Source organism: Corynebacterium tuscaniense, from assembly GCF_008693065.1.
Lineage (GTDB): Bacteria > Actinomycetota > Actinomycetes > Mycobacteriales > Mycobacteriaceae > Corynebacterium > Corynebacterium tuscaniense.
The window spans coordinates 1-23,177 of record NZ_VXKH01000016.1 but is presented as its reverse complement, the minus strand read 5'-3'; the positions used below and the strand labels follow the sequence as shown (position 1 = coordinate 23,177).

Genomic DNA, 23,177 nt, shown 5'->3' with positions numbered 1-23,177 from the left:
GTCGTTTCTTTTCAAAGTGTCAACTTCCGTGTTAACCGGTTTGTGCCCGGTTAAGCACGCTTCTGCGACTTGCGAGAAATGGTGAGCTGGTTCTTGGACACCTCATCGGACTCCAAAGCCTCAGCTTCCGGCTCGCGCACGATGTGCTCATCGTCAGAGGTCTGGAAGGAAGCAGCGAAGCGCTCGTTGACGCGACGCAGGGTCTCCTGGGACTCGTCGGAAAGCGCTGCACCACCGTCGATCTGTGCATAGACTTCGGGGGCCTCGGCACGGATGAACTCGTGGAGCTCTGCCTCGTAACGGCGAACGTCCGCGACGGGAACGGAGTCGAAGACGCCCTCGTTAGCGAGGAAGATGGAGATGATCTGGAACTCCACCGGCTGCGGCGAGTTTTCAGACTGCTTCAGCAGCTCGACAAGGCGCTGGCCACGCTCAAGCTGACGCTTGGACGCATCATCCAGGTCAGAGGCGAACGCTGCGAAGGACTCGAGGTCGCGGTATGCGGCCAGATCCAGACGCAGGTTACCTGCGACCTTCTTCATGCCCTTCGTCTGCGCGGCGCCACCAACACGGGACACGGAGATACCCACGTCAATAGCAGGGCGCACACCCTGATTGAAGAGATCGGACTGGAGGAAGCACTGACCGTCCGTAATCGAGATGACGTTGGTCGGAATGAAAGCACCGACGTCATTCGCCTTGGTCTCGATGATCGGGAGCGCGGTCAGAGAGCCTGCACCCAGCTCGTCGTTCAGCTTCGCTGCACGCTCCAGCAGACGGGAGTGCAGGTAGAAGACGTCACCCGGGTAAGCCTCGCGGCCCGGCGGGCGACGCAGCAGCAGCGAGATGGCGCGGTATGCCTCAGCCTGCTTGGTCAGGTCATCGTAGATAACCAGGACGTGGTTGCCCTGGTACATCCAGTGCTGGCCCAGAGCTGCACCGGCGAACGGTGCAAGCCACTTGAAGCCTGCGGAATCGGAGGCCGGAGCAGCCACGATGGTGGTGTACTCCAGGGCGCCGTTTTCCTCGAGGGTGCGGCGCACACCTGCGATGGTCGAGCCCTTCTGGCCGATGGCGACGTAAATACAACGGACCTGCTTGGTCTTGTCGCCGGTCTCCCAGAAAGCCTTCTGGTTAAGGATGGTGTCAATGCAGACCGCGGTCTTACCCGTCTTACGGTCACCAATGATCAGCTGGCGCTGGCCACGGCCGATCGGGGTCATTGCGTCGATAGCCTTAATGCCAGTCTGCATTGGTTCTTCGACCGGCTGACGGTCAAGCACGCCTGCGGCCTGAAGCTCCAGCACACGCTCTTCGTCGGACTCGATCGGGCCCAAGCCGTCGATCGGCTGACCCAGGGGGTTGATCACGCGGCCGAGGAAGTTATCCCCAACCGGGATGGACAGGACCTCGCCGGTCCTCACAACTTTGTCGCCCTCGGAAATCGTCTCAAAATTACCCAGGACCACGACACCAATGGAGTCGGTCTCAAGGTTCTGAGCGACGCCGATGACGCCATTCGGGAACTCAAGCAGCTCGTTGGTCATGCAGCCCGGCAGCCCTGAAACCTGGGCAATACCATCTGCAGCCGACGTCACCGCGCCGACCTCCTCACGGGAGGCCTCCGCGGAGTAGCTCGAGGTGTAGTTCGCTATCGCGCTACGGATCTCATCGGAGGAGATCGTCAGCTCCGCCATGTTCTTCCTGCTCTCGGTAGTTTCTTCCAGCATATTTTTGTTCTAGTAAGCCGTGTTGGCAGCCATGTCGGCACGCAGGCGGGCAAGCTTGCCTCGCGTGGAGCCGTCAATCTGCTCGTCGCCAACGCGGATGGTCACACCGCCGAGGAGGCTGGGGTCAACCTCAGTGTGGATAGCCATCTCGCGGCCGTAAATCTTGCCTAGCTTTTCTGCCAGTACGTCGCGCTGAGAAGCGGAAAGTTTCGCAGCAGAGGTGACCTCTGCGACAGTCTTGCCGGTCAACTCGGCCGATTCGCGGGAGATGCCCGCAATATCGTCGACCGGGTTCTTCTCGGGACGTCCCACCACCTGAAGTGCCAGGGCTTCGGTGTACATGGACACCTTGCCGTAGAGCACGTTGGCCAGAAGGGATCGCTTCTGGTCTGCGGTGGCGGTGCGGTCGGACAGCAGCTGGGTGAGTTCGCTTTCGCGCTCGAGGAGGCGGGAAAGTGCGAAGAGTTCTCCTTCGACAGTTTCCAACTTGCCTTCGCTCTCTGCGCCGCGCAGAAGTGCGCGACGGCCCAGGTGCACGAGTCCTGCACGGAACTCGCGTGGCGTGGACCATACCTGTGCTGCTGCTTCACGCAGGATGTTCAGGGTTGGCTCGGCGACTTTACCGCCGAAAACCTCACTGATGATCCCGGTGCGCTGCTCTTCTGCGAGGGAAGAATCAGCAACGGCAACGCGCAGAGTGCGGTCCTTTTCAAGCTGGTCCACGACAAGGAACAGCTCGGTGCCGATCTGGGCTGCTACGGAAACGGTGTCAGCGCTGTCGGTGTCGCGGATGAACGCGTCCAGCTTCTGCGCAACATTCGACAGTGCTTCGCGGCTCGCTGCTCTCATCGACGCCCTCACTTCCGGGTGGCCGAGCGTGCGGACACGGTGTCCAGCTGGCTCAGGAAGTTGTCGATGGTGTTGGAGCGGCGGGTGGAATCCGACAACTCAGCGCCGAGGAGTTCCTCAGCGAGGTTGATGGAGTTCTGGCCCAGCTCATTGCGAAGCTCTGCGACGACCTGCTCACGCGAGGCCAGCAGCTGCTTCTCACCGGATTCGACAATGCGACGGGACTCTTCTTCAGCCTTGACGCGCGCCTCTGCTTCGATTTCCTTGCCCTTTTGACGGGCAGCTTCGCGGATCTCAGCAGCTTCGGCGCGTGCCTCAGCGAGTTGAGCGTTGTTCTTTTCCAGAGCAGCCTTGGCCTGTGCTTGTGCGGTCTCAGCCCGCTCGATACCGCCCTTGATCTTGTCTTCGCGCTCCGCGAGCACCTCCTGGAACTTTGGAAGCACAAACTTCCAGAAGAGCAGGAAGATAACGAGGAAGACGACGAGAGACCAGACGATGTCGTAAGCCTTCGGCAGCAGGATGGAGTTTCCGCCCTCAAGCGGCAACTGCTCTGCCCCCTCGGCTGCAAGTAGGTAGATGACGTTCGTCATGCGGTGCTCCTGATCTAAATGGTTTTATGAAACTTCTGGGTTAAGGAGTTTCTTTAGAACAGGAAGCCAGCGACCAGGCCGATGAGGGCCAGTGCCTCGACGAAGGCGATACCCAGGAACATGGTGGTACGCAGCTGGCCAGCCATCTCCGGCTGACGTGCCATGCCCTCGACGGTCTTGCCGACGAGGATGCCGATGCCAAGGCCCGGGCCGATGGTTGCGATGCCGTAACCGATAGTGCCGAGGCCGGTGTACTTGGTAGCTTCTGCTGCCTGGGCGAGGATGATCTCGTTCATGGAAAGTCGTTCCCTTTCTTGGTGCTCGGCCCTTAAGTCAAGGTCCGAGCGGTGACGAAGTGTTTGTGGGGTTATTCAGTTGGCCAGTGTCAGTCAGTTCGCGCCTGACTAGTGCGAATCTGCGTGCAACGACAGCTCGATGTACACCGCGACCAGGAGGGCGAAGATGTACGCCTGCAGGAAGATAACAATCAACTCGTACAGGGTGAACAGGATCGCTGCGATGAGGGTCATGCCACTCAGTGCCGTCCAGGCGTTCAGCTGCCAGAAGAAGAAGTTCGTGGCAGAGTACAGCAGGACGAGAATGATGTGGCCAGCCAGGAAGTTCGCCATAAGACGAAGAGCCAGGGTGACCGGTCGCAAAATGAATGTCGAGAAAAACTCGATCGGCACCACCAGGAGGTGGAGCGCCGGAGGCAAGTTAGGAATCACGAGTGAGTGCTTCACGTATTTGCCGAAGCCGTGACGGGCTGCGCCCGCGTAGATCATGGTGAAGTACCCGACCACTGCCAGCACGATCGGAAGACCGATACGGGAGCTAGGCGATATGTTCAGGCCCGGAATGATCGTAGCCACGTTCATGAAGAGCACTGTGAAGAAGATCGTGGCGATAACCGGAAGGAATCGACGACCCTCCTTCTTGCCCAAGATGTCCTCAGCGATGTGCAGGCGGACGAAGTCCACTGCGACCTCACCAAGGTTTTGCAGGCCGGAAGGAACCAACTTGGGGTTCCGGAAGGCGATTGCAAAAAGAACCACAAGGATGAGCGCCATGATGAGACGCACGATCATGATGCGGTCCAGCGCGAACCAACCGCCGAGGAAGTCCTCCCCCAGCATTTGGCCGTAGTATTGCCCCGGGAAAAATTCTGGGTCCAGTTCGGGTGCGTGGAAGCTACCCTTCATGGCCAAAGTTACAACGCTCAGCGTTCTCTCCCGTTCTCGGGCCGCACAGTTTTCATGTGCGGTGCGATGGACGTCTTCAAAATCTGCCTTCCGCGGCGGACTCCGTCGCACATCAGCTACCGCGGTGCAGGGGATGATCTAGAAGAAGCGGGCGGATAACCCCAAAAGGTGTAGCTCTCTCCTTCTAACCCGCGATTAGCCTATCAGTCGTTCGACATAATCGGGCATGTTGGGGGGAGCTTGTCGCACCCGAAAGTGGGCATCCTCTCATTGTTGCCTGTTAAGGCAGGTTATAGGGGTTTGTTAGCTCAGTCACAGGACTCAAACAGGGGGATAGTAGATGGGGCGTGCCCCCTACCCCACGTAGGTGGCCCGCGTGGTCATGATCCCCCACACTTCGGACCCCAAAACCACGATGAGCGCGAGGATCACCGTGACACCTAACGCGGCAGTGTCGTAGAAGTCCATGCCGCGCAGCACAAAAAGCACCACGATCAAAACGATGAGCTTGAGCATCCAGCTCCCAAGCACAACAGCCATCGTGGTGCTTGGCGACGTATTCGCTGTGGCCAACACCGAAATCACGGTAAGTAGGACGAATCCTCCACCGATTGCGGCACCAATAAGAACACCCCAGATACCGGGGAGGTCGCGCATTCCTCCCCAGATAGCCAGGGAGACAATGGTGAGCAACACAAGTGCCCAACCACCGAGTTTAAGGGCTCGCTTGAGGGGGGCCTGAGGGTCATCAAACTCGGCGGGTTCGGATGTGGGGGTGGTTGCGGAAGTCACGGGCACAGATTCTACTCATTTGTGCTGACGGGACCGATCTTGCCCTGAATTACCGGAACGGCCGTGGCTGCTGCTGCGAGCAGAACCGCCACCATGAGCAACAACACGGCGTAGCGAGCAGGGACGATGGAGAAACTCACGGTGCCAAAGCCGATGGCAGAGACCCACATATACAACACGAGGACGGTTCGACGGTGAGTATGCCCGAGCGCGAGCAGCCGGTGGTGAATGTGCTGACGGTCAGCGGAAAATGGGCTCTTACCTTTGGATACACGACGGACCACGGCCATGACGAGATCAGCCACTGGCAGTGCAATAGCCGCCATGACGACAATGAAGGGGCTGATCAACGCCACAAAGTCGGCAGTGCCGTAGAGGGCCATGTTGATCTTGCCGGAAGCCGAGATAGAGGCAGCGGACAACAGCAAGCCAATGAGCATGGCGCCGGTATCACCCATGAATATTCGGGCCGGTTCAAAGTTGTGCGGCAGGATACCGGCGCACATGCCCACCATGCCCGCGCAGATGATGGCTGGCGGGTACGCGGACACTGCCCCACCTTGGTCATGCAGCAACGTCAGGGAGAACAGCAAGATCGCGCCACCGGCGATGAGTCCGAGGCCGGCGCAGAGCCCGTCTATGCCGTCGACAAAGTTGAAAGCATTCACCAAGGTCACTGTGATGAGCGTAGACAGAATGATGCCTTGGGTGCGGTCGAGGATGAGGGTAGTGCCGCCGTCGATAGGCAAAAAGATGATGTTGTAGGACAGGCCCATCACGGAGACGGTGAGGGCTGCTAAAACCTGCCCGGCGAATTTGGCCAGGGCGCCGAGCTCATAGAGGTCGTCAATAATACCCACGACGACGATGAGAAAAGCCCCCACGACCACCGCAGTCATTTCCGGCGTGACGGGCGCGAATCCGCGGGTGAGCGCGGGCAGCTGCATCGCCAGAAAGACGGCTGACAAAAAGCCAGTGATCATAGCCACGCCACCCATACTGGGGGTGGGTTGCGTGTGTACGTCGCGCGCGCGGATCTCTGCGACCCGGCCGGTGCGCACGAGGTACGAGCGCACGGGGCCGGTAGTTAGGTAAGTGATCACGGCCGCAACCAGAATGACCAAACCCAGCTCACGCAGGGGGACGCCGGTTCCCGTCATGGGTTAGCGGTCCTTCCGCCGCAGATCCTCCGGGTCAACACCCAGCACTTCACTGATGCGCTCCGGGGAAATGGCACCTTCACGCAAAATCACCGGTCGTGGCCCGGAGATGTCAATGATGGTGGAGGGCTCCCCCACCTCGGCTTGGCCGCCATCAAGGTAGGTTTGCACGGCTTCACCGAACTGATTGCGCGCACCCACTGCGGTGACAGCGGGTGGTTGGCCGGAGATGTTTGCGCTCGACACAGCCATCGGGCCGACTTCACGCAGCAGCTCGATAGCAACCGGCTGAAGCGGCATGCGTAGAAGGACGGTGCCGCGGGTGTCGCCCAAATTCCATGGCAACGACGGCGCTTCCGGCACGACGATGGACAGGCCACCAGGCCAAAACGCCTCGACGAGTGTTTTCGCGGTGTCCGTGAACTCACGCACCAAACCCTGAATCGTCGTCCAAGAACCAACGAGAACGGGAATCGGCATATCAGGGCCACGGCGCTTCGTGGCTAGCAACTTGGCGCAAGCATCCGGGTTGAATGCGTCCGCGCCAATTCCATACACGGTATCGGTGGGCATCACCACGCATTGACCAGCCTTAACGGCGGTTGCTGCGGCTTCAATCCCTTCCTTGCGGCCCTGTGGGTCCAGGCAGTCATACACTCTGCTCGGCATCGGCGGTGTTCCTCCTTTTAGGGTTGTACCTTACTCGCAGTGACAAACCTGTCCCGTCCAGTGAGGTCTTTCACGTTGCGGACGTGTTCAAAGCAGCCCTGCCTTTCGACGAGTTCCCGCGTCACCGTCGCCGTCGAATCATCATGCTCAATCCCTAGCAACCCACCAGGCATGAGCAGACGTGCCGCAACCGGAATGAGGCCGCGTATCGCATCCATACCGTCTGCGCCAGAGAACACCGCGGTCTCCGGATCGTGGTAAATCTCCGCAGGAAGCAAGCCTGCTTCCCGCGGAACATAGGGCACATAAGGCGGGTTAGACACGACCATGGCCACGCGCCCGGAGTACTCGCTCAGCAGGTCTGGGTCCGTCATATCGCCCTCGATGATGCGCACAGCAGCGCCATGCTCGTTTGCATTCTTTTGCGCAGCAGCGACGGCGACAGGGGAAAGATCTACGCCGATCACCTCATCGGCCTGCACACGCTGGTCAATGTAGATAGCCAACGCACCAGAACCCGTACCCAAATCCACGATGATGGATTCAAACGCCTGGTTCTCGTCGGTCACCCTGAGCTTCTCAAACTCCGTCACCGCCCATTCGGCGAGCACTTCCGTTTCCGGGCGCGGAATGAACACGCCAGGGCCAACGGTGAGGTCCAAGATGCCAAAGGGTGCAGAACCTACGATGTGCTGCAGTGGCTCACGCTTCTCACGTCGTTCCACGGCTTCGTAAAACTCAGCCGGGAAGGAATCTGGAATCTGGTCCGGGGAATAGAAACGCAAGGCCAAATGGGAGGACTCCCCCAAAAGCGCTGCGGCAATCAAGGTCGCGTCAACGTCGGGGGAGGCGATGCCGGAGTGGATGAAGCGGCGCCGGGCATCGTCGATAAGCGATGCGAGCTCGGGTGAGTTCCAGCGCACAGGATTAGTGCTCCGCCTCGAGTCGCTCCTGGCGCTCATGCGTCTGCAGAGCTGTGATCAGGTCATCCATGTTGCCATCGAGCACGGAGTCAAGGTTGTTGGCTTTAAAACCAATGCGGTGATCCGAGATGCGGTTCTCGGGCCAATTGTAGGTACGGATGCGCTCGGAGCGGTCCATGTTGCGCACCTGCGAAGCACGACCTTCAGCTGCTTCCGCCTCGGCCTTCTCACGCTCGATCTGCTCGAGGCGAGCCTGCAGAACCTGCATCGCGCGCGCACGGTTTTGAATCTGCGAACGCTCCTTTTGACAGGTCACCACAATGCCCGTGGGCAGGTGGGTAATACGCACAGCGGAGTCCGTCGTGTTCACGCCCTGGCCACCCTTACCGGAGGAACGGTAAACATCGACGCGAAGATCCTTCTCATCGATCTGAACATCACCGACCTCTTCGGTCTCCGGGAAGACATAGACACCAGCTGCAGACGTTTGAATGCGGCCCTGAGATTCCGTCACGGGGATGCGCTGCACTCGGTGCACGCCACCTTCGAACTTCAGCATGGACCACGCGCCATCGCGCGAAGGATTCTTCATGGTCACAGACACCGTCATGTCTTTCACCCCACCCAGATCAGATTCGGCGACATCCAAGACATCCCAGCTCAGGCCGTGCTTCTCGGCGTACTTCTGGTACATGCGGGCAAGGTCGGCTGCGAACAGTGCAGCTTCTTCCCCACCGGCGCCGGCCTTGATCTCCATGATCACGTCATCCGGATCATGCTCATCGCGTGGAGCAAGCAGATCCGCCAACTCCTCCTCCAGGCGGACAATCTCACCTTCAAGGCGGGTAGCCTCCTCGGCGAACTCCTTGTCCTCAGAGGCCATTTCCTCAGCGGCCTCATGGTCCTCGCGGGCCTGGTTGAGGTCATTGTTCACGTTGATAATCGGCTGCAGCTGCGCATAACGCTTAGACAGCTTGCGGAACAAGTCCTGGTCGCCGACAACCTCTGGGTCCGACATCTGGGCTTGGATGCCCTGATACTCAGACACATAGTCATCAACGAGTGATACGTGTGATCCGGCCATTTACTGGTACTCCTCCGTGTCCACATCAGCGGCCATGGGCGCAGACTGCGCAACACCAACGAGGAACTCACCGTTGTTCTTGGTCTTCTTCAACTGTTTGATCAGCAGATCAATCGCGGCCTGTGGGTCCAGCGCGGAGAGGATGCGGCGCAGCTTGTGCATAACGCGAGCCTCCTCCGGGGCGAGCAGCAACTCATCCTTGCGGGTGCCGGACGGGTTAACGTCCACGGCTGGGAACACTCGACGCTCAGCGATCTTGCGGTCGAGCTTGAGCTCAGCGTTACCGGTGCCCTTGAACTCCTCGAAGATCACGGTGTCACCAGCGGAACCGGTCTCCACCATGGCCGTAGCGATGATGGTCAGCGAGCCGCCGTCCTCGATGTTGCGGGCTGCACCCAAGAAACGCTTCGGCGGGTACAGCGCATTGGAGTCCACACCGCCGGACAGGATGCGGCCGGATGCCGGCGAGGAGTTGTTGTACGCACGCCCCAGGCGGGTGATGGAATCCAACAGAACCACAACGTCCTGCCCCATCTCCACCAAACGCTTCGCACGCTCAATAGCCAGCTCCGCAACGGCGGTGTGCTCGCTCGGCGGGCGGTCGAAGGTAGAAGCAATGACCTCACCCTTGACAGAGCGCTGCATGTCGGTGACTTCCTCCGGGCGCTCATCCACAAGCACAACCATGAGGTAGCACTCCGGGTTGTTCTGCGCGATCGCATTAGCAATGTTTTGCAGAATCGTGGTCTTACCAGCCTTCGGCGGGGAAACGATGAGCGCACGCTGCCCCTTACCAATCGGCATGACCAAGTCGATCACACGCGTGGTCAGGATGTTCGGTTCCGTTTCCAAACGAAGGCGCTGGTTTGGGTACAGCGGTGTGAGCTTGTGGAATTCGGGGCGCTGCTTCGCATCCTCCACGGTCATTCCGTTAATGGAATCCACACGCACCAGCTGGTTGTAGCGCTGGCGGTTACGGCCGTTTCCGTGGGAGTGGCCCTGGCCGTTTGCACGAACCTGACCAATCACCGCGTCACCGGCGCGCAGGCCACAGCGGCGCACCAGGTTGTTATTGATAAACACGTCGGCCTGATTAGCCCGGTAACCGGTGGTGCGAACAAACGCTGCATTGTTATCCACGATGTCCACGATGCCGGCGACTTCCTGCAGATCCTCCGGATCAAAGTCCTGGCCATTGTTGTGGTTGTTGTTGCCACCGCTGTGGTTGTCACGGTTGCGGCGGTTACGGCGGCCTCGGCGGCCCCGGCGACCATTGCCGTCACCATCGCGGTTGTCACGGTTGTCACGATTATTCCGACCACCACGGTTATCACGGTTGTCACGGCCTTCGCGATGATCACCATGATCGTCGTTGTTTTCGCGGTCGTCGCGGTCCGAGCGATCGTCGTTACGCGAAAAGCTCTCGGAGTTGTCTCCTTGCTCCTGCTCTGCATGCTTCGCGCGATTACGGCGGGCGCGGCGGGCAGCAGAGCGTGACTCATAGCGCTGGTCGTCCTTCTCCTGGACCTGATCCTTTTGATCCTTCTGATCTGGCTGCTCAGTCTGGTCCTGAGACTTCTTCGCGTGGCTGTCCTTGGCCGGCGTGTTCTCAGCGGCGGCCTGCTCACTGGCGCGCTGACGTGCACGCTGTGGCACAGAGCCGGTGGTGATGGCCTGAATCAGTTCACCTTTGCGCAGGGCTGAGGTCCCCCTAAGGCCTTTTTCGGCTGCGATCTTGCGCAGCTCTGGCAGCTTCAGCGATGCGAGGTCTTGGCTCGCGGCATTACCCGTATCGGTCACGGATGTCCTTTCATCATGTCGTCCGTCGCGTGTATTTTCGCGCGGCGTGAACGTCCCCTACCCTCCCGACTGATCGTGGACAACGCCTAGCGCGACGGCCCAGCGTCAAAGAAGGTGATGCACGTTAGATCGGACTCGCACAAACGCATCGCCGTGGTTGAACACGGTACGGTTTTAAAAAGTTTGGTGGATGCGGCGCGGCGCAGACAAATCGGAAAACGCCCCTGACCGTGTGTAGATCCACCACGGTCGCGATCTAATGGCACATTGTAGACCACGAAACCACGGTGCGGTGGAATGCCCCGCGCAAAAAGGTCACGCTAGAGTTGTGGGCATGCTCGCCACCATGCAGGAAGTGCCTTTTTCCGTCGGCCGAATTTTAAGTTATGGCTCCACAGTGCACTCCACTACGAAGGTGACCACGTGGCGCACGGGCACCGCGGAGGAAACCACTTTTGGGGCTATCGGGTCCCGCGCCGCCGCGTTTGCTCATGCTTTGAACGACACTTTAGGCATTAATGCTGATCAGCGCGTGGGTTCGCTCATGTATAACTGTGCGGAGCATTTGGAAGTGATGTTCTCCGTCGCCGCCAAAGGGTCGGTTTTCGTTCCGCTGAATATGCAGCTACTGGAGGACCAGATCACCTACATCATCAACCACTCCGAGATGGAGGTTCTGGTGGCGGATCCACGCTTGAGCTCGAAGCTGGCGCGCATTTTACCGAAGTGCCCGAAGGTACGGGTGGTCTGTTTCACCGGGACAAAACCAGTCGCACCGCTCGCGGAGGAGCTGCCGGATTCAGTGTCTGTACGCAGCTACGAAGCGCTTCTCGACGGCCGTTCCACCCTCTACGATTGGCCCGAACTGCCAGAGAACACTGCGGCGGCAATCTGCTATTCGACAGCTACGACGGGCGCCCCCAAAGGCGTGGCCTACTCCCACCGCTCTGTCTGGCTGACTGCTATGAGCTTGAGGGCAACTGACTCCCTGGCCATTACTCACGGTGAGTCCTTCTTGTGCTGCATCCCGATCTACCACGTGCTCAGCTGGGGTGTGCCGTTCACCGCCTTTTTGGCGGGCACCCCGCTGGTCTTGCCGGATTCCGATGTGTCTGCACCCACTTTGGCCAAGCTCATCGCCGGCACTCACCCGCGCGTGGCCCACGGCGTGCCTACCTTGTGGATTCAGCTCATGGTCTACTACCTGCACAATCCACCCGAGCGCATGTCTCTCACGGAGATTTACGTGGGTGGCTCCCCTGCCCCACCTGCCCTCATCAAAGTGTGGGAGGAACGCTACGGTGTGGACGTAGTGCACGTCTGGGGCATGACAGAAACGTCCACCGTGGGCACCGTTGCCCGCCCACCTTCAGGTGCCGGCGGCGAGCGCCGCTGGGCTTACCGCGTGTCCCAGGGCCGTTTTGCTCCCTGGTTGGATTACCGCGTGGTCAATGACGGCCAGATCGTCTCCGGTTCTGACCGGAGTGATGGTGAGATCCAGGTTCGCGGCAACATGGTTGCCGACTCCTACTACCACCCTACAAATGCTGAAACTCAGGAGTACGCCTCGGTGTTCCGCGGCAAGGAAGTCACCGAGGATGATGAGTTCTTCACCGCCGATGGCTGGCTTCGCACCGGTGATGTGGGCACGGTGACCTCCGACGGGTTTATGACGTTGTATGACCGCTCCCGCGACGTCATCCGTTCTGGCGGCGAGTGGATCTACTCCGCCCAGCTGGAAAACCTCATCATGGAGGCCGACGAGGTGGTTGAGTGCGCCGTCATCGGCTACCCCGACAAGAAGTGGGGCGAACGCCCCCTCGCTGTCACCGTGTTGCACGCCGATGTGCCACCATCCATCGAGCTGGCTAAGAAGCTCCGCTCAGACCTTCAGCAGGAGCTGCCCACCTGGATGGCGCCGGAGTACTGGACGTTTGTCCCCTCCATCGACAAAACCTCTGTGGGCAAGTTTGACAAGATCGACCTGCGCGAGCATCTGGCCAAAGATGAATTCGACATCCTCACTCTCCCCGGGCCCGGCACCCGTCCCGCTGATGAACCATCAGCGGCAGTTCATTCTGCCGATGATGGGAACAGTGGTGACGACACCAGTGAAGACACCATCCCGGTCCCCGACCCGGACCAGGACGACGACTAGGGCTTACGCTCGCAGCAGCTCCGCTGTCGCCGGCCCGGCAATGTCCAGTTCGAGGACGCGCAGACCATCCTCACGCGCAGACTCGAGGATCTTCGGCTCGATCGGCTCAGTGGATAGCACCATCGCGGTGGGGCCGGCGCCGGACAAGAACGCGGCGTAGCCACGGTTGCGCAGGCGGTTGACCCACTCAGCGGTGACGGGCAGAACGTCAGCGCGATATGGCTGGTGCAGGCGGTCACGGGTGCCCTCCCAGAGGAATTCTGGGTGGGTCTGAATGGCCACTGTCATCACGGCGGTGCGGGAGACGTTAAAGCGCGCGTCGGTATGCGTGACATGCGAGGGCAGTACCTTGCGCACGGCATTCGTCGACGCGTGGAAGTTAGGAACCAGCGCGGTGGCCTTGATGTCCGGGTGCACGGTCAGGGGCACAGCGCGGTAAACCGGCTGGGACACACCATCGACGGGGATATCCGTCCAGGACACCACTGCCCCACCAACGACGCTGGCGGCAGCGTTATCCGGGTGGCCCTCAAATGCGGAACTGAGCTGAATCACGTCATCGGTGCTCAATGGGCTCCCGGCGAGGGTATTGCCGGCGATGACACCGGCAACAGCGGCGGAGGCGGAAGACCCCAAGCCACGGGACTGCGGGATGTTGTTGGTGCACGTCACTTTCAATCCCGGTGCGTGAGCATCGGCGGCATGCAGGGCTGAGTTGATCGCCTTGACAACGAGGTGGGAGGAATCGCGTGGAAGTTCATTGGCGCCCTCGCCGAAGATCTCCACCTCAAGACCGGAATCTGTGACTTCCACTTCCACGGTGTCGTAGATGCCCACGGCGAGACCGAGGGTGTCAAAGCCGGGGCCCAAGTTGGCGGTACTGCCAGGCACGGTGACGCGGGCGCGCAGGCCTACTTCAAGGTCGATGCTCACTATTAGTCCTTCCGGTTCACGCAGCTGTTGAGGACTTAAGAGTCGAGGCGGATCACAGAGTTGATCGCCTTGACCTCGTCAATCTCACGCAGTTCATCCACGATCCCGGCGAGCTTGCGCTCCAGCGAGGAGTGGGTGACCACGATGAGGCGGGAATCATCGCCAGATTCCTCCTGGCGCACAGCGGAGATGGAGATGTTCTGTGCAGCAAAGCGGCGAGAGATCTCCGCGAGGACGCCCGGACGGTCCGCCACAGACATGTCGATGTGGTAACGCGTGGGCACATCACCGAAATCAGCCACCGGGTAGTTCGCGTACGGGTTCTCAGCCGGTGCGCGGCCGCCGTGGATCTTGTTGCGGGCTGCTCCCACCAGGTCGCCGAGCACAGCGGATGCGGTCGGAGCGCCACCAGCGCCATTGCCGTAGAACATCAGGCGGCCAGCGGCTTCCGCTTCCACGAAGACAGCGTTGTAAGACTTGTCGACGGTTGCAAGCGGATGCTCATTCGGCACCAGCGTCGGGTGGACGCGGGCGGAGACGGAGGTGACCCCTGCGTCGTCAACAAGCCTCTCGCAAATAGCGAGCAGCTTGATGGTGAAGCCGGCGGCCTTTGCTGCCTCGATGTCCTCGGCGGTGATGTTGGTGATGCCCTCGGCGTGCACATCGTCGTAGGTCACGCGAGTGTGGAAGCCCATGGAAGCCAAAATCGCGGCCTTGGATGCAGCATCGTGGCCCTCCACATCCGCGGTCGGATCAGCTTCTGCGTAGCCCAGGCGCGTTGCTTCAGCTAGAGCCTCGTCGTAGCCCATACCGGTGGAAGCCATGGCGTCAAGGATGAAGTTGGTCGTACCGTTGACAATGCCGGAGATGCGCTGGACCTGGTCACCGGCCAGGGAGCGGCGCAGCATACCCACGACGGGGATCGCGGCGGCAACGGCTGCCTCGTAATAGAGGTCAACGCCAGCCTCATTAGCGGCGTCCGAAAGCTCATCCGCATGCGCGGCGATGAGCGCCTTGTTCGCGGTGACGACGGACTTGCCGGCCTTGAGTGCGGCGAGCACGAGCTCACGCGGGTAGTCAATGCCACCGATGACCTCAACAACGACGTCGATATCGTCGCGGTCAATCAGCTCGCGTGCGTTATCGGTGAGCGTGATATCCGGGAAATTATCGAGCACCTCACGCTTCTTGCTCAGGTCAGAGACCGCAACGCCACGGACGTCGATCGGGCCGCCGATGCGGTTCTCCAGGTTTGAGGAGAAATCATTAATCAGACGCAAGACCTCTGTACCCACGGTTCCCATGCCAAGCAGAGCAACTCCAACTGGTTGCCCAATGCCTTTGCCGGGGTAATTTCCGTTCCTGCCTTCGGCGCTCAGCGCAGTCATGGTTCTCCTGTGTCGTTGAAACGATGGACGGGTGGACAGCAATGCCCTACGATTCTACAAAGATTCCCTAGCGAGTATGTCTTCCACTGTCTCTCGGCGCACCATGGGCGTCACGGTGCCTTCCTTCACACTGACCACAGCGGGACGGCCAAAGCAGTTGTAGTTGGACGCCATGGAGTAGCAGTAGGCACCGGTCGCTGCCAGGGCGATGAGATCCCCCGGCACAATATCGTCTGGCCAGAGGGCATTATTGATCAAGATGTCGCCGGATTCGCAGTGGGAGCCAACCAGGCGCGTCGGATGCGGAACACCCTCAGTGAGGCGGTTGACCACTCGCGCGTCATACTCCGCGCCATACAAAGCGGTACGAATATTATCGCTCATCCCACCATCCACAGCGATGTAACGGCGGGTAGCGTCATCTGTCACATGGACATCCTTGACGGTGCCCACCGAGTACACGGTGACAGCGGCTGGGCCGGCAATCGCGCGGCCAGGCTCCACGATGACGGTTGGCGGAGTGATACCCAACTCCCCTGCTGCCTCATCAACGGCACGCAACAAATCCTGTGCCACAGCGGAAACGTCAAGCGGCTGCTCGTCCACGGTATATGCGATGCCGTAGCCGCCACCGAGGTCCAGGTAGTCCAGCTGCAGGCCCAACTCGCGGTAGATCTTGGCGTACAGGCCCAGCACGCGGGATGCGGCCAATTTGAAGCCCTCCGCGTCGAAAACCTGGGAGCCCACGTGGCAGTGCAGGCCAGTGAGCGCCAGGTTCTTCGCATGGTGGGCCGTCTGGACAGCGCGGAAAGCAGAACCAGATACGAGGGACAAACCGAACTTCTGGTCCTCATGGCTCGTAGCAATGAATTCGTGCGTATGCGCCTCCACACCGGGCTTCACACGGATGAATACGTCCTGGGTGGCACCCTCCTCACCGGCGATGCGGTCTAAGTTGTCCAGTTCCTGGTGGGAATCCACCACCACGTGCCCCACGCCTCGGGTAACGCAGGTACGCAGGAAGGACTCAGACTTGTTGTTCCCGTGCACGGTGATGCGCTCCGCCGGGAAGTCCGCAGCCAGGGCGATAAGAAGCTCATTCTCACTAGCCACGTCGAGGGAGAGACCTTCCTCCTCCACCCAGCGAGCAATGCGCGTGGTCAAAAACGCCTTCGACGCATAATGGACGTTCTTCGGCTCTCGGTAGGCCTGCGCCATGTCGCGGCAGCGGGAGCGGAAGTCCTCTTCGTCCACCACCATCACGGGCGTGCCGTATTCCGCAGCGATGTCTGAAAGCTTGACACCCGCGATGGACACCGAGCCGTCGTCCTCGCGCTTGGCGTTGCGCGGCCACACGTGAGCGGGCAGGTCGTTGAAGCAGCCAGCCTCTTGGTGGCGCATGCGCAGCAGGTCATCGCGCGAGAGATTCGCGGTGTTCAAAACGGGATCGAGCATGGCTTACATCCTTTCGGGCGCACTGATGCCAAGCAACCCGAGCGCGTTGGCTAGAACCTGGCGGGACGCAGCTGCCAGAGCAAGGCGTGCAGAGTGAATCGGCTCCGGGTTCTCACCTACCTTAGGCAGGATCTGGCAGGCATCGTAGAACTTGTGGAAGACACTGGCCAGCTCCTCTGCGTACCGCGCGATGCGGTGTGGCTCACGCAGTTCAGCAGCAGCCTTCACCACAGCCGGGAACTCGCCAAGGGTACGGATGAGGTCGCCTTCCTTCTCATGGGTCAGCAGCGCCAGATCCGCACCTTCCGCGGACACATTGGCCTCCGCAGCCTTGCGCCGAATCGATGCCAGACGGGTGTGCCCGTACTGCACGTAGTACACCGGGTTGTCGTTGGACTGCTTCTCCCACAGGTCCAGGTCAATGTCCAGCGTCGAGTCCACCGAGGAACGCACGAGCGAGTAGCGTGCCGCGTCGCGGCCGATGAGATCCACCAGATCGTCGAGAGTAATCACCGTGCCAGCACGCTTGGACATCTTCACCGGCTTGCCGTCGCGCACGAGGTTGACCATCTGGCCGATGAGTACTTCCACGGCCTTCGGGTCGTAGCCCAGTGCCTGAGCCGCCGCGCGGAGACGCGCGATGTAGCCGTGGTGATCCGCACCCAGCATGTAAATCGCCAGCGTGTGCCCACGGTCAAACTTGTCTGCCACATAGGCAATATCACCAGCGATGTACGCGGCATCGCCGTCAGACTTGATCACCACACGGTCCTTGTCATCCCCAAAGTCCGTGGAACGCAGCCACCAGGCCCCCTCAGACTCGTAGAGGTTGCCGTTGTCTTTCAAGGTCTGGATCGCGCGCTCAACAGCACCAGACTCGAACAGGGAGTTCTCGTGGAAGAACACATCAAAATCCGTGCCAAACTCGTGCAGCGAGGACTTGATCTGCTCAAACATCTGCTCCACACCCTCAGCACGGAAGGTTTCCTGCACAGTGTCAGCATCGCATGCCAAAGCATCAGGATGCTTATCGACGATCTCTTGTGCAATCTCCTGAATATATTCCCCGCCGTAGCCATCCTCAGGCGTCGGTTCACCCTTGGCCGCTGCCACGAGGGAACGTGCAAAGCGGTCGATCTGGCCACCGTGATCGTTGAAATAGTACTCGCGGGTCACCTCAGCACCAGAAAATTCCAGCACGCGACCTAGCGAATCACCCACGGCTGCCCAGCGGGTCCCACCCAGATGGATGGGTCCAGTCGGGTTCGCGGAGACGAATTCAAGGTTGACCTTCTCACCGCTGTACAGGTCAGAGGAACCGAAGCGCTCCCCTTGTTCCAGGATGTTGGCCACGATGCCACCGGTGGCTGCAGCGCCCAGGCGCAGATTGATAAAGCCCGGGCCAGCGATCTCGGCGGAGTCGATAGCGGGGTTGTCCACAAGGCCGCTAACAAGCAATTGCGCGAGCTCACGGGGATTCATTCCTGCCTTCTTAGCCACCTGCAAAGCCACGTTCGTGGCGTAATCACCGTGTTCCGGATTACGTGGACGTTCCACGGTCACGGTTGCGGGAACGATCGATTCTGGAGTGGCGCCATCCGGCAGGTCACGCCCGGCGAGAGCTTCAAGGGTGACAGTACGAACGGTAGTGGCAAGGTCAGCTGGGGTCATGGAGGCCAAGTTTAAAGGAGCTTGCCGGCACGATACCAAGCGGGGCCGTCCGCATTGCGCGCATCCGCGCGGGATGAGGAGTAGCGTCGCGTTTGTGGGACGGTTGCCTGATTCCGTCTCGGCGCAGCTGGGGACAGCTGGCCAGAAGCGACCCAGAAAGGAGCCAGCGGTGCGTGTAGCGCTTTTTAGTACGTGCATCGGGGATGCGCTTTTCCCTGATGCGCACAAGGCGGCGGCTTTAGTGTTGTCCCGTCTTGGATGTGAGGTGGTGTTTCCGCCGGAGCAAACTTGCTGCGGGCAGATGCACATCAACACCGGTTACCAGCGAGAAACGGTACCGATCATTGAGAACTACGTGGATGCTTTCGCGGACGATTCCATTGATTACGTAGTCACCCCATCCGGTTCCTGCACGGGCGCCGTGCGCGAGCAGCACACGCGTATCGCGGAACGGTACGGCACTCCTGCACTCGTGGATGGGACGAAGAAAACCACGAAGAAGACGCTTGATCTTTCAGAGTTCATCGTCGATGTCATGGACACCACGGACGTGGGGGCATTCTTCCCTCACCGCGTGACGTACCACTCCACGTGCCATTCCCGGCGCTTCATTAAAGTCGGCGACCGCCCAACTGATCTGTTGAAAGCCGTCGACGGTCTGGAGCTGGTCGATCTGGAAAACGTCGAAGAGTGCTGCGGTTTTGGTGGCACCTTTGCCCTAAAAAATTCCGATGTATCGGCTGCGATGGTTTCCGACAAAGTACGCCACATCAAGGACACGCAAGCGGAATACGTCACCGCGGGTGACTCCTCCTGCCTGATGAATATTGGTGGCGCTATGTCGCGCCAGCACACCGGCATCCGCGCCATCCACATCGCGGAGATCCTCGCATCCACTCGCGAGCACCCCTGGACACCAGAATCCGCTGCGTACACGAAGGAGAAGATGCTGTGAAGGTCGGATTAGGCACCCCCACGATGCCACCGCACGCACCGCGTGATCTGGGGCATTTTCGCGAGCATGACAAATTTCCCAAGAATGCCAAGACGGAGCTGAACAACTCCACTCAGCGCCACAATCTCAACTACGCCACCACCCAGATTCGTCTCAAGCGCCAGGGTGTTGTGAACGAACTCGACGACTGGCAAGCATTGCGCGAGGCTGGTTCCACCATCAAGCGCGATACCCTCGCCCGCTTGCCGGAGCTGCTCGAGCAATTCGAGGAGAACGTGACCAAGCGTGGCGGCCATGTCCACTGGGCACGCGACGCCAAAGAGGCCTCCCAGATTGTCACGGACCTGATCAAGCAGACCGGTGAAACCGATGTTGTGAAGATCAAGTCCATGGCCACCCAGGAGATCGCACTTAATGACGTCCTGGAGGCCAACGGCATCCACGCCCGCGAGACCGACCTGGCGGAGCTCATCGTGCAGCTTGGTGATGACTTTCCCTCCCACATCGTCGTCCCCGCCATCCACCGCAACCGGGCCGAGATCCGCGATATCTTCACCGCAAACATGCCCGGTGCGCCAGCGGATCTCACCTCCGAACCCGCTGATCTGGCAGAGGCCTCCCGCACCTTCCTGCGCGAGCAGTTCATGAAGGCCAAGGTGGCTATCTCCGGCTGCAACTTCGGTATCGCAGAGACCGGTTCCGTCTCCATCGTGGAATCCGAAGGCAACGGCCGTATGTGTCTGACGCTTCCAGAAACTCTTATTACTGTCATGGGTATTGAGAAGATCTTGCCCAAGTACGAGGATCTCGGGGTGTTTATGCAGTTGCTCCCGCGATCCTCCACAGGCGAGCGCATGAACCCGTACACCTCCATCTGGTCCGGCGTGACTGAAAATGACGGCCCACAGGACTTCCACATTGTGCTCGTGGACAACGGTCGCACCGCTGCCCTGTCCAACAAGATCGGCCGTGAAACACTCAAGTGCATCCGCTGCTCCGCCTGCCTCAACGTCTGCCCGGTCTACGAGCGCGCCGGCGGCCACGCTTATGGTTCGGTCTACCCGGGCCCGATCGGTGCGATCCTCACCCCGCAACTCGCCGGAATGGACTCCGCCGACGACGTCACCGCTTCCCTGCCCTACGCATCCTCCCTCTGTGGGCGTTGCGATGAAGTCTGCCCCGTCAAGATCCCCATCACCGACGTCCTGCTGGAGATGCGCCACCAGAAAGTAGAAAACCACCGCCCACTGGTGGAAGGAGCCATGTTTGCCACCATCGCCCAGGTGTGGGGCCACTCCACGCTCTGGGACAAGGCCGTGCGCATGGTCGCCCTCGGGCGCGTTCTCGGTGGGTTCAACGGTGTCATCGACAAAATGCCCCCACCTGTCTCCGCCTGGACCAATTACCGCGACGTGGCCGTGCCACCCAAGAAGTCCTTCCGCCAGTGGTTCGCTTCCGACGAAGCACAGCAGTTGCTTGCGAATGCCCGCGCCGAAGGCATCCCCTCACACAAGGAGGAGCAGAACTAATGGCTACCGCTAAAGAGGAGATCCTCACCCGCATCCGCAACGCCCACCAGCTGTCTCATTCCCCCACCAGCGTTGAGCCGATCCGCGAATACCGCACTGAGTCACCGCTCAACCGTGATGAGCTGCGCAAGATGCTCGTGGGCCGCCTTGTGGACTACAAAGCCACCGTCAAAGAGGTCAGCTCTGCCGATCTTGCTGAGGCGATCGCTTCTGTCCTTCAAGAACACAACGCCCACGAGGTCCGCTACGCCCAAGGTTTGGACAGCGCCCTCTTTGCGCTTTTCGACGGCACCGCCCTCCCCGACGGCGTCACCGTCGATCCGCGAACGCTCAATGATGTCGACGCCGTGGTCACCAGCTCCGTAGTCACGTCTGCTCAGACCGGCACCATCTGCCTCCAGTCTGAGGCCGGTGCCGGCAAGTGCGGCCGCCGTGCGCTGAGCCTGGTCCCCGACCGCCACCTGTGCATCGTGCACATGGACTCCGTGGTCTATGGCGTTCCAGAAATGTTTGCCAAGCTTGACCCGGAGCTACCCACCACGCTTATATCCGGGCCGTCGGCCACCTCTGATATCGAGCTCGTCCGTGTCGAAGGCGTCCACGGTCCCCGAGATTTGATCGTGTTCGTGGTGGACTAAACGCCTTAAGGCCTCCGACCCCGCGACTCCCAGGACGTGCGCCCCACTCCGGGGAGTCGGTTGCAATACAAATCGGCCCGCACCTTCCGTTTGGAGGGATGCGGGCCGATTTGCTGTCATTTTCCCGTGCCGCGCTTCTCACGCGCGCACTATTAAGTATGGGACATTAACCATGTAGAGCAATGATGAACAGATGCTTGTTCCATCAATTTTTTCTCCATGTTTCCTGGGAACAGCAAATCTCCGCGGACACTAGACTCAGCACAATGAGCACACCTCCCGCCACAGACCTTGCACGAACCGATCCCCTCACCGTCCAACCGCAGCTCAGAGACATGCTCGTGGGTATCGCGGCGATGCTGGCTGCTTATGCACTTTTCATCGGCTCTGCCTTTGGCCTTCGTGACGTGAGCGGCGGCGCTGGAATCAAAGTCCTCCTGCCTGCACTCATCGTGTTCGCACTGGTCTTCGCCACGCTCTTTGTGGTGGTGTATTGCAAGCGCCGTGGTCTTCCCCTCGGGTTTCGTCCGCTTGGCATACGAGGATGGCACTTAGTGTGGCAGGTCCCCGCGGGCATTTTGGGTGCGCTGGTGTGTACGTCGATCGTCGGCACGCTTTTTGGCATTGAGGGGGACGGACGTACGGACACGATGGGTTCAGGCACCGCATTGGTGTTGTTCACCTTGGGCGCGTACCTGCTCATCGGCCCGTTCCTTGAAGAGGTTGTTTTCCGTCGCCTGATCATGGGCTACCTGGACCGGATCATGCCCGCAGCTGCCAGCGTAATACTGTCATCTCTCGTCTTCGGCCTCGCCCACATTGCACCACCCGCTATCATCTACGCGTTCTTCGTCGGTGTTTCCCTCGCCTTGGTCACCCGGTGGCACCGCTCATTGTGGGCAGGATTCATCTTGCACATGTGTAACAACGTGCTCGTCCAAATCACAGTAATGTTTGGCAGCTAACTGCGCTCCTTGCGTGTCAACGCGATGAGGAACGCAACGGCCACCAGGATGAGACCCAGTGGGATGAAGAAGATGAATAGGTTGATAATGGGCAGCGCCTGCCCGGCCGCTACTTCTTCCCACGAGGCAAGCGCTGTTGAACCAAACCCGAGAAGCAGCATTGCTGCCCCCACCTCCGTGGTCGCCACAACACCCCCGCTTCCTGAGGTCCGGCGTGATCGCAAGAAAAGGTACATGCTCAAGACAGCGACCCATGCCGTTGCTAACGACGCCCCCACCGCCATCACAACCGCATCCATCACCGACCAGTATTCAGGGTCATTGATGAGAAGATTCAGCAGCACCGTCAGCACCGGAATGCCCACAGCACCGGCGAGCAGCGCGCCAATAGTCGCTCGTGGTTTCATGGCCCAAAGTTTAACCGCTAGTTAACCTTTGCTCGTCCGGAAAACGAGACACTCCTCTCCCACCTCATTTCCCTTTTCCTAATCCACCAGCAGAGGGACCCAGCGTGCCCAAGGGAGACGCATCTCTGTCGAGTTGCCCGAAGAGTGGTCCGGGACCTGACCCCCGTTAGGTAGACACCTGATATCCAGCCCAGTTGGGTTGAGAAGAAAGGTAATCTACCACCATGCCTAGGTACTCCGAACAGTTCAAACGTGATGCTGTGGCCCTCTACGAAAACA

Annotated in this window: 21 protein-coding genes; 5 read left to right on the top strand and 16 right to left on the bottom strand. The window is 60.0% G+C overall.

Features of this window, described 5'->3' with window-relative positions; all coding sequences use genetic code 11:
* Positions 1 to 50: 50 nt before the first annotated feature.
* The 11 genes from atpA to rho all read right to left on the bottom strand — a co-directional run bounded on the left by atpA (position 51) and on the right by rho (position 10,799).
* Positions 51 to 1,730, bottom strand: a complete 1,680-nt coding sequence (gene atpA, locus F4V54_RS04895) for a F0F1 ATP synthase subunit alpha (RefSeq protein WP_102723764.1) — start codon at positions 1,728 to 1,730, stop codon at positions 51 to 53.
* Between the two features lie 9 nt (positions 1,731 to 1,739).
* On the bottom strand, positions 1,740 to 2,579 hold the full coding sequence (locus tag F4V54_RS04890; RefSeq protein ID WP_102723763.1) for a F0F1 ATP synthase subunit delta: 840 nt from the start codon (positions 2,577 to 2,579) through the stop codon (positions 1,740 to 1,742).
* A gap of 8 nt (positions 2,580 to 2,587) precedes the next feature.
* On the bottom strand, positions 2,588 to 3,169 hold the full coding sequence (locus F4V54_RS04885; RefSeq protein WP_034664083.1) for a F0F1 ATP synthase subunit B: 582 nt from the start codon (positions 3,167 to 3,169) through the stop codon (positions 2,588 to 2,590).
* A gap of 53 nt (positions 3,170 to 3,222) precedes the next feature.
* Positions 3,223 to 3,465 carry an ATP synthase F0 subunit C gene (locus F4V54_RS04880; RefSeq protein ID WP_034664082.1) on the bottom strand — a complete coding sequence of 81 codons (243 nt, stop codon included), beginning with the start codon at positions 3,463 to 3,465 and terminating at the stop codon, positions 3,223 to 3,225.
* Positions 3,466 to 3,573: 108 nt separating this feature from the next.
* Positions 3,574 to 4,371, bottom strand: a complete 798-nt coding sequence (atpB, locus tag F4V54_RS04875; protein WP_034664080.1) for a F0F1 ATP synthase subunit A — start codon at positions 4,369 to 4,371, stop codon at positions 3,574 to 3,576.
* A gap of 354 nt (positions 4,372 to 4,725) precedes the next feature.
* Positions 4,726 to 5,163 carry a Cg1360 family ATP-synthase-associated protein gene (locus F4V54_RS04870; protein ID WP_150386426.1) on the bottom strand — a complete coding sequence of 146 codons (438 nt, stop codon included), beginning with the start codon at positions 5,161 to 5,163 and terminating at the stop codon, positions 4,726 to 4,728.
* Between the two features lie 11 nt (positions 5,164 to 5,174).
* A complete protein-coding gene (locus F4V54_RS04865; protein ID WP_150386425.1) occupies positions 5,175 to 6,323 on the bottom strand; it encodes a glycosyltransferase family 4 protein in 1,149 nt (382 codons plus the stop codon).
* A gap of 3 nt (positions 6,324 to 6,326) precedes the next feature.
* Entirely contained in the window at positions 6,327 to 6,992 is a 666-nt protein-coding gene (locus tag F4V54_RS04860) for an L-threonylcarbamoyladenylate synthase (RefSeq protein WP_102723758.1), read from the bottom strand.
* Between the two features lie 17 nt (positions 6,993 to 7,009).
* Complete coding sequence (gene prmC, locus F4V54_RS04855; RefSeq protein WP_150386424.1) at positions 7,010 to 7,954, bottom strand: peptide chain release factor N(5)-glutamine methyltransferase; 945 nt, start codon at positions 7,952 to 7,954, stop codon at positions 7,010 to 7,012.
* A complete protein-coding gene (prfA, locus tag F4V54_RS04850; protein WP_150386423.1) occupies positions 7,920 to 8,999 on the bottom strand; it encodes a peptide chain release factor 1 in 1,080 nt (359 codons plus the stop codon). The genes prmC and prfA overlap by 35 nt, the downstream gene beginning before the upstream one ends.
* Complete coding sequence (rho, locus tag F4V54_RS04845) at positions 9,000 to 10,799, bottom strand: transcription termination factor Rho (protein ID WP_150386422.1); 1,800 nt, start codon at positions 10,797 to 10,799, stop codon at positions 9,000 to 9,002.
* 334 nt (positions 10,800 to 11,133) lie between these two features.
* Here rho and F4V54_RS04840 point away from each other — a divergent pair, with 334 nt between their 5' ends.
* The gene (locus F4V54_RS04840; protein WP_150386421.1) at positions 11,134 to 12,957 is read left to right on the top strand and encodes a long-chain fatty-acid--CoA ligase; all 1,824 of its coding nucleotides are present in this window, start codon (positions 11,134 to 11,136) and stop codon (positions 12,955 to 12,957) included.
* 3 nt (positions 12,958 to 12,960) lie between these two features.
* Here the strand turns inward: F4V54_RS04840 and thrB are convergent, their stop codons facing one another.
* The 4 genes from thrB to argS are packed head-to-tail and all read right to left on the bottom strand — an operon-like array spanning position 12,961 to position 18,404.
* Positions 12,961 to 13,890: a homoserine kinase gene (gene thrB, locus F4V54_RS04835; protein WP_150386420.1), complete on the bottom strand. Its 930-nt coding sequence runs from the start codon at positions 13,888 to 13,890 to the stop codon at positions 12,961 to 12,963.
* 35 nt (positions 13,891 to 13,925) lie between these two features.
* Positions 13,926 to 15,278, bottom strand: coding sequence for a homoserine dehydrogenase (locus tag F4V54_RS04830; RefSeq protein ID WP_211359465.1), 1,353 nt, complete (start codon positions 15,276 to 15,278; stop codon positions 13,926 to 13,928).
* A gap of 54 nt (positions 15,279 to 15,332) precedes the next feature.
* Entirely contained in the window at positions 15,333 to 16,679 is a 1,347-nt protein-coding gene (gene lysA, locus F4V54_RS04825) for a diaminopimelate decarboxylase (protein WP_052092842.1), read from the bottom strand.
* A gap of 57 nt (positions 16,680 to 16,736) precedes the next feature.
* A complete protein-coding gene (argS, locus tag F4V54_RS04820) occupies positions 16,737 to 18,404 on the bottom strand; it encodes an arginine--tRNA ligase (RefSeq protein ID WP_150386419.1) in 1,668 nt (555 codons plus the stop codon).
* 169 nt (positions 18,405 to 18,573) lie between these two features.
* Here argS and F4V54_RS04815 point away from each other — a divergent pair, with 169 nt between their 5' ends.
* From F4V54_RS04815 to F4V54_RS04800, 4 genes are all read left to right on the top strand, one after another.
* Positions 18,574 to 19,359, top strand: a complete 786-nt coding sequence (locus tag F4V54_RS04815) for a (Fe-S)-binding protein (RefSeq protein ID WP_150386418.1) — start codon at positions 18,574 to 18,576, stop codon at positions 19,357 to 19,359.
* A gap of 23 nt (positions 19,360 to 19,382) precedes the next feature.
* Positions 19,383 to 20,888 carry a LutB/LldF family L-lactate oxidation iron-sulfur protein gene (locus F4V54_RS04810; RefSeq protein ID WP_150386436.1) on the top strand — a complete coding sequence of 502 codons (1,506 nt, stop codon included), beginning with the start codon at positions 19,383 to 19,385 and terminating at the stop codon, positions 20,886 to 20,888.
* Complete coding sequence (locus F4V54_RS04805) at positions 20,888 to 21,526, top strand: LutC/YkgG family protein (protein WP_150386417.1); 639 nt, start codon at positions 20,888 to 20,890, stop codon at positions 21,524 to 21,526. Before F4V54_RS04810 ends, F4V54_RS04805 begins: the two co-directional genes overlap by 1 nt.
* Before the next feature lie 266 nt (positions 21,527 to 21,792).
* Positions 21,793 to 22,491 carry a CPBP family intramembrane glutamic endopeptidase gene (locus F4V54_RS04800; protein WP_170253107.1) on the top strand — a complete coding sequence of 233 codons (699 nt, stop codon included), beginning with the start codon at positions 21,793 to 21,795 and terminating at the stop codon, positions 22,489 to 22,491.
* On the opposite strand, the gene F4V54_RS04795 is transcribed toward F4V54_RS04800, so the two are convergent.
* The gene (locus tag F4V54_RS04795; protein WP_150386415.1) at positions 22,488 to 22,898 is read right to left on the bottom strand and encodes a hypothetical protein; all 411 of its coding nucleotides are present in this window, start codon (positions 22,896 to 22,898) and stop codon (positions 22,488 to 22,490) included. The genes F4V54_RS04800 and F4V54_RS04795 overlap by 4 nt on opposite strands.
* Positions 22,899 to 23,177 lie beyond the last annotated feature (279 nt).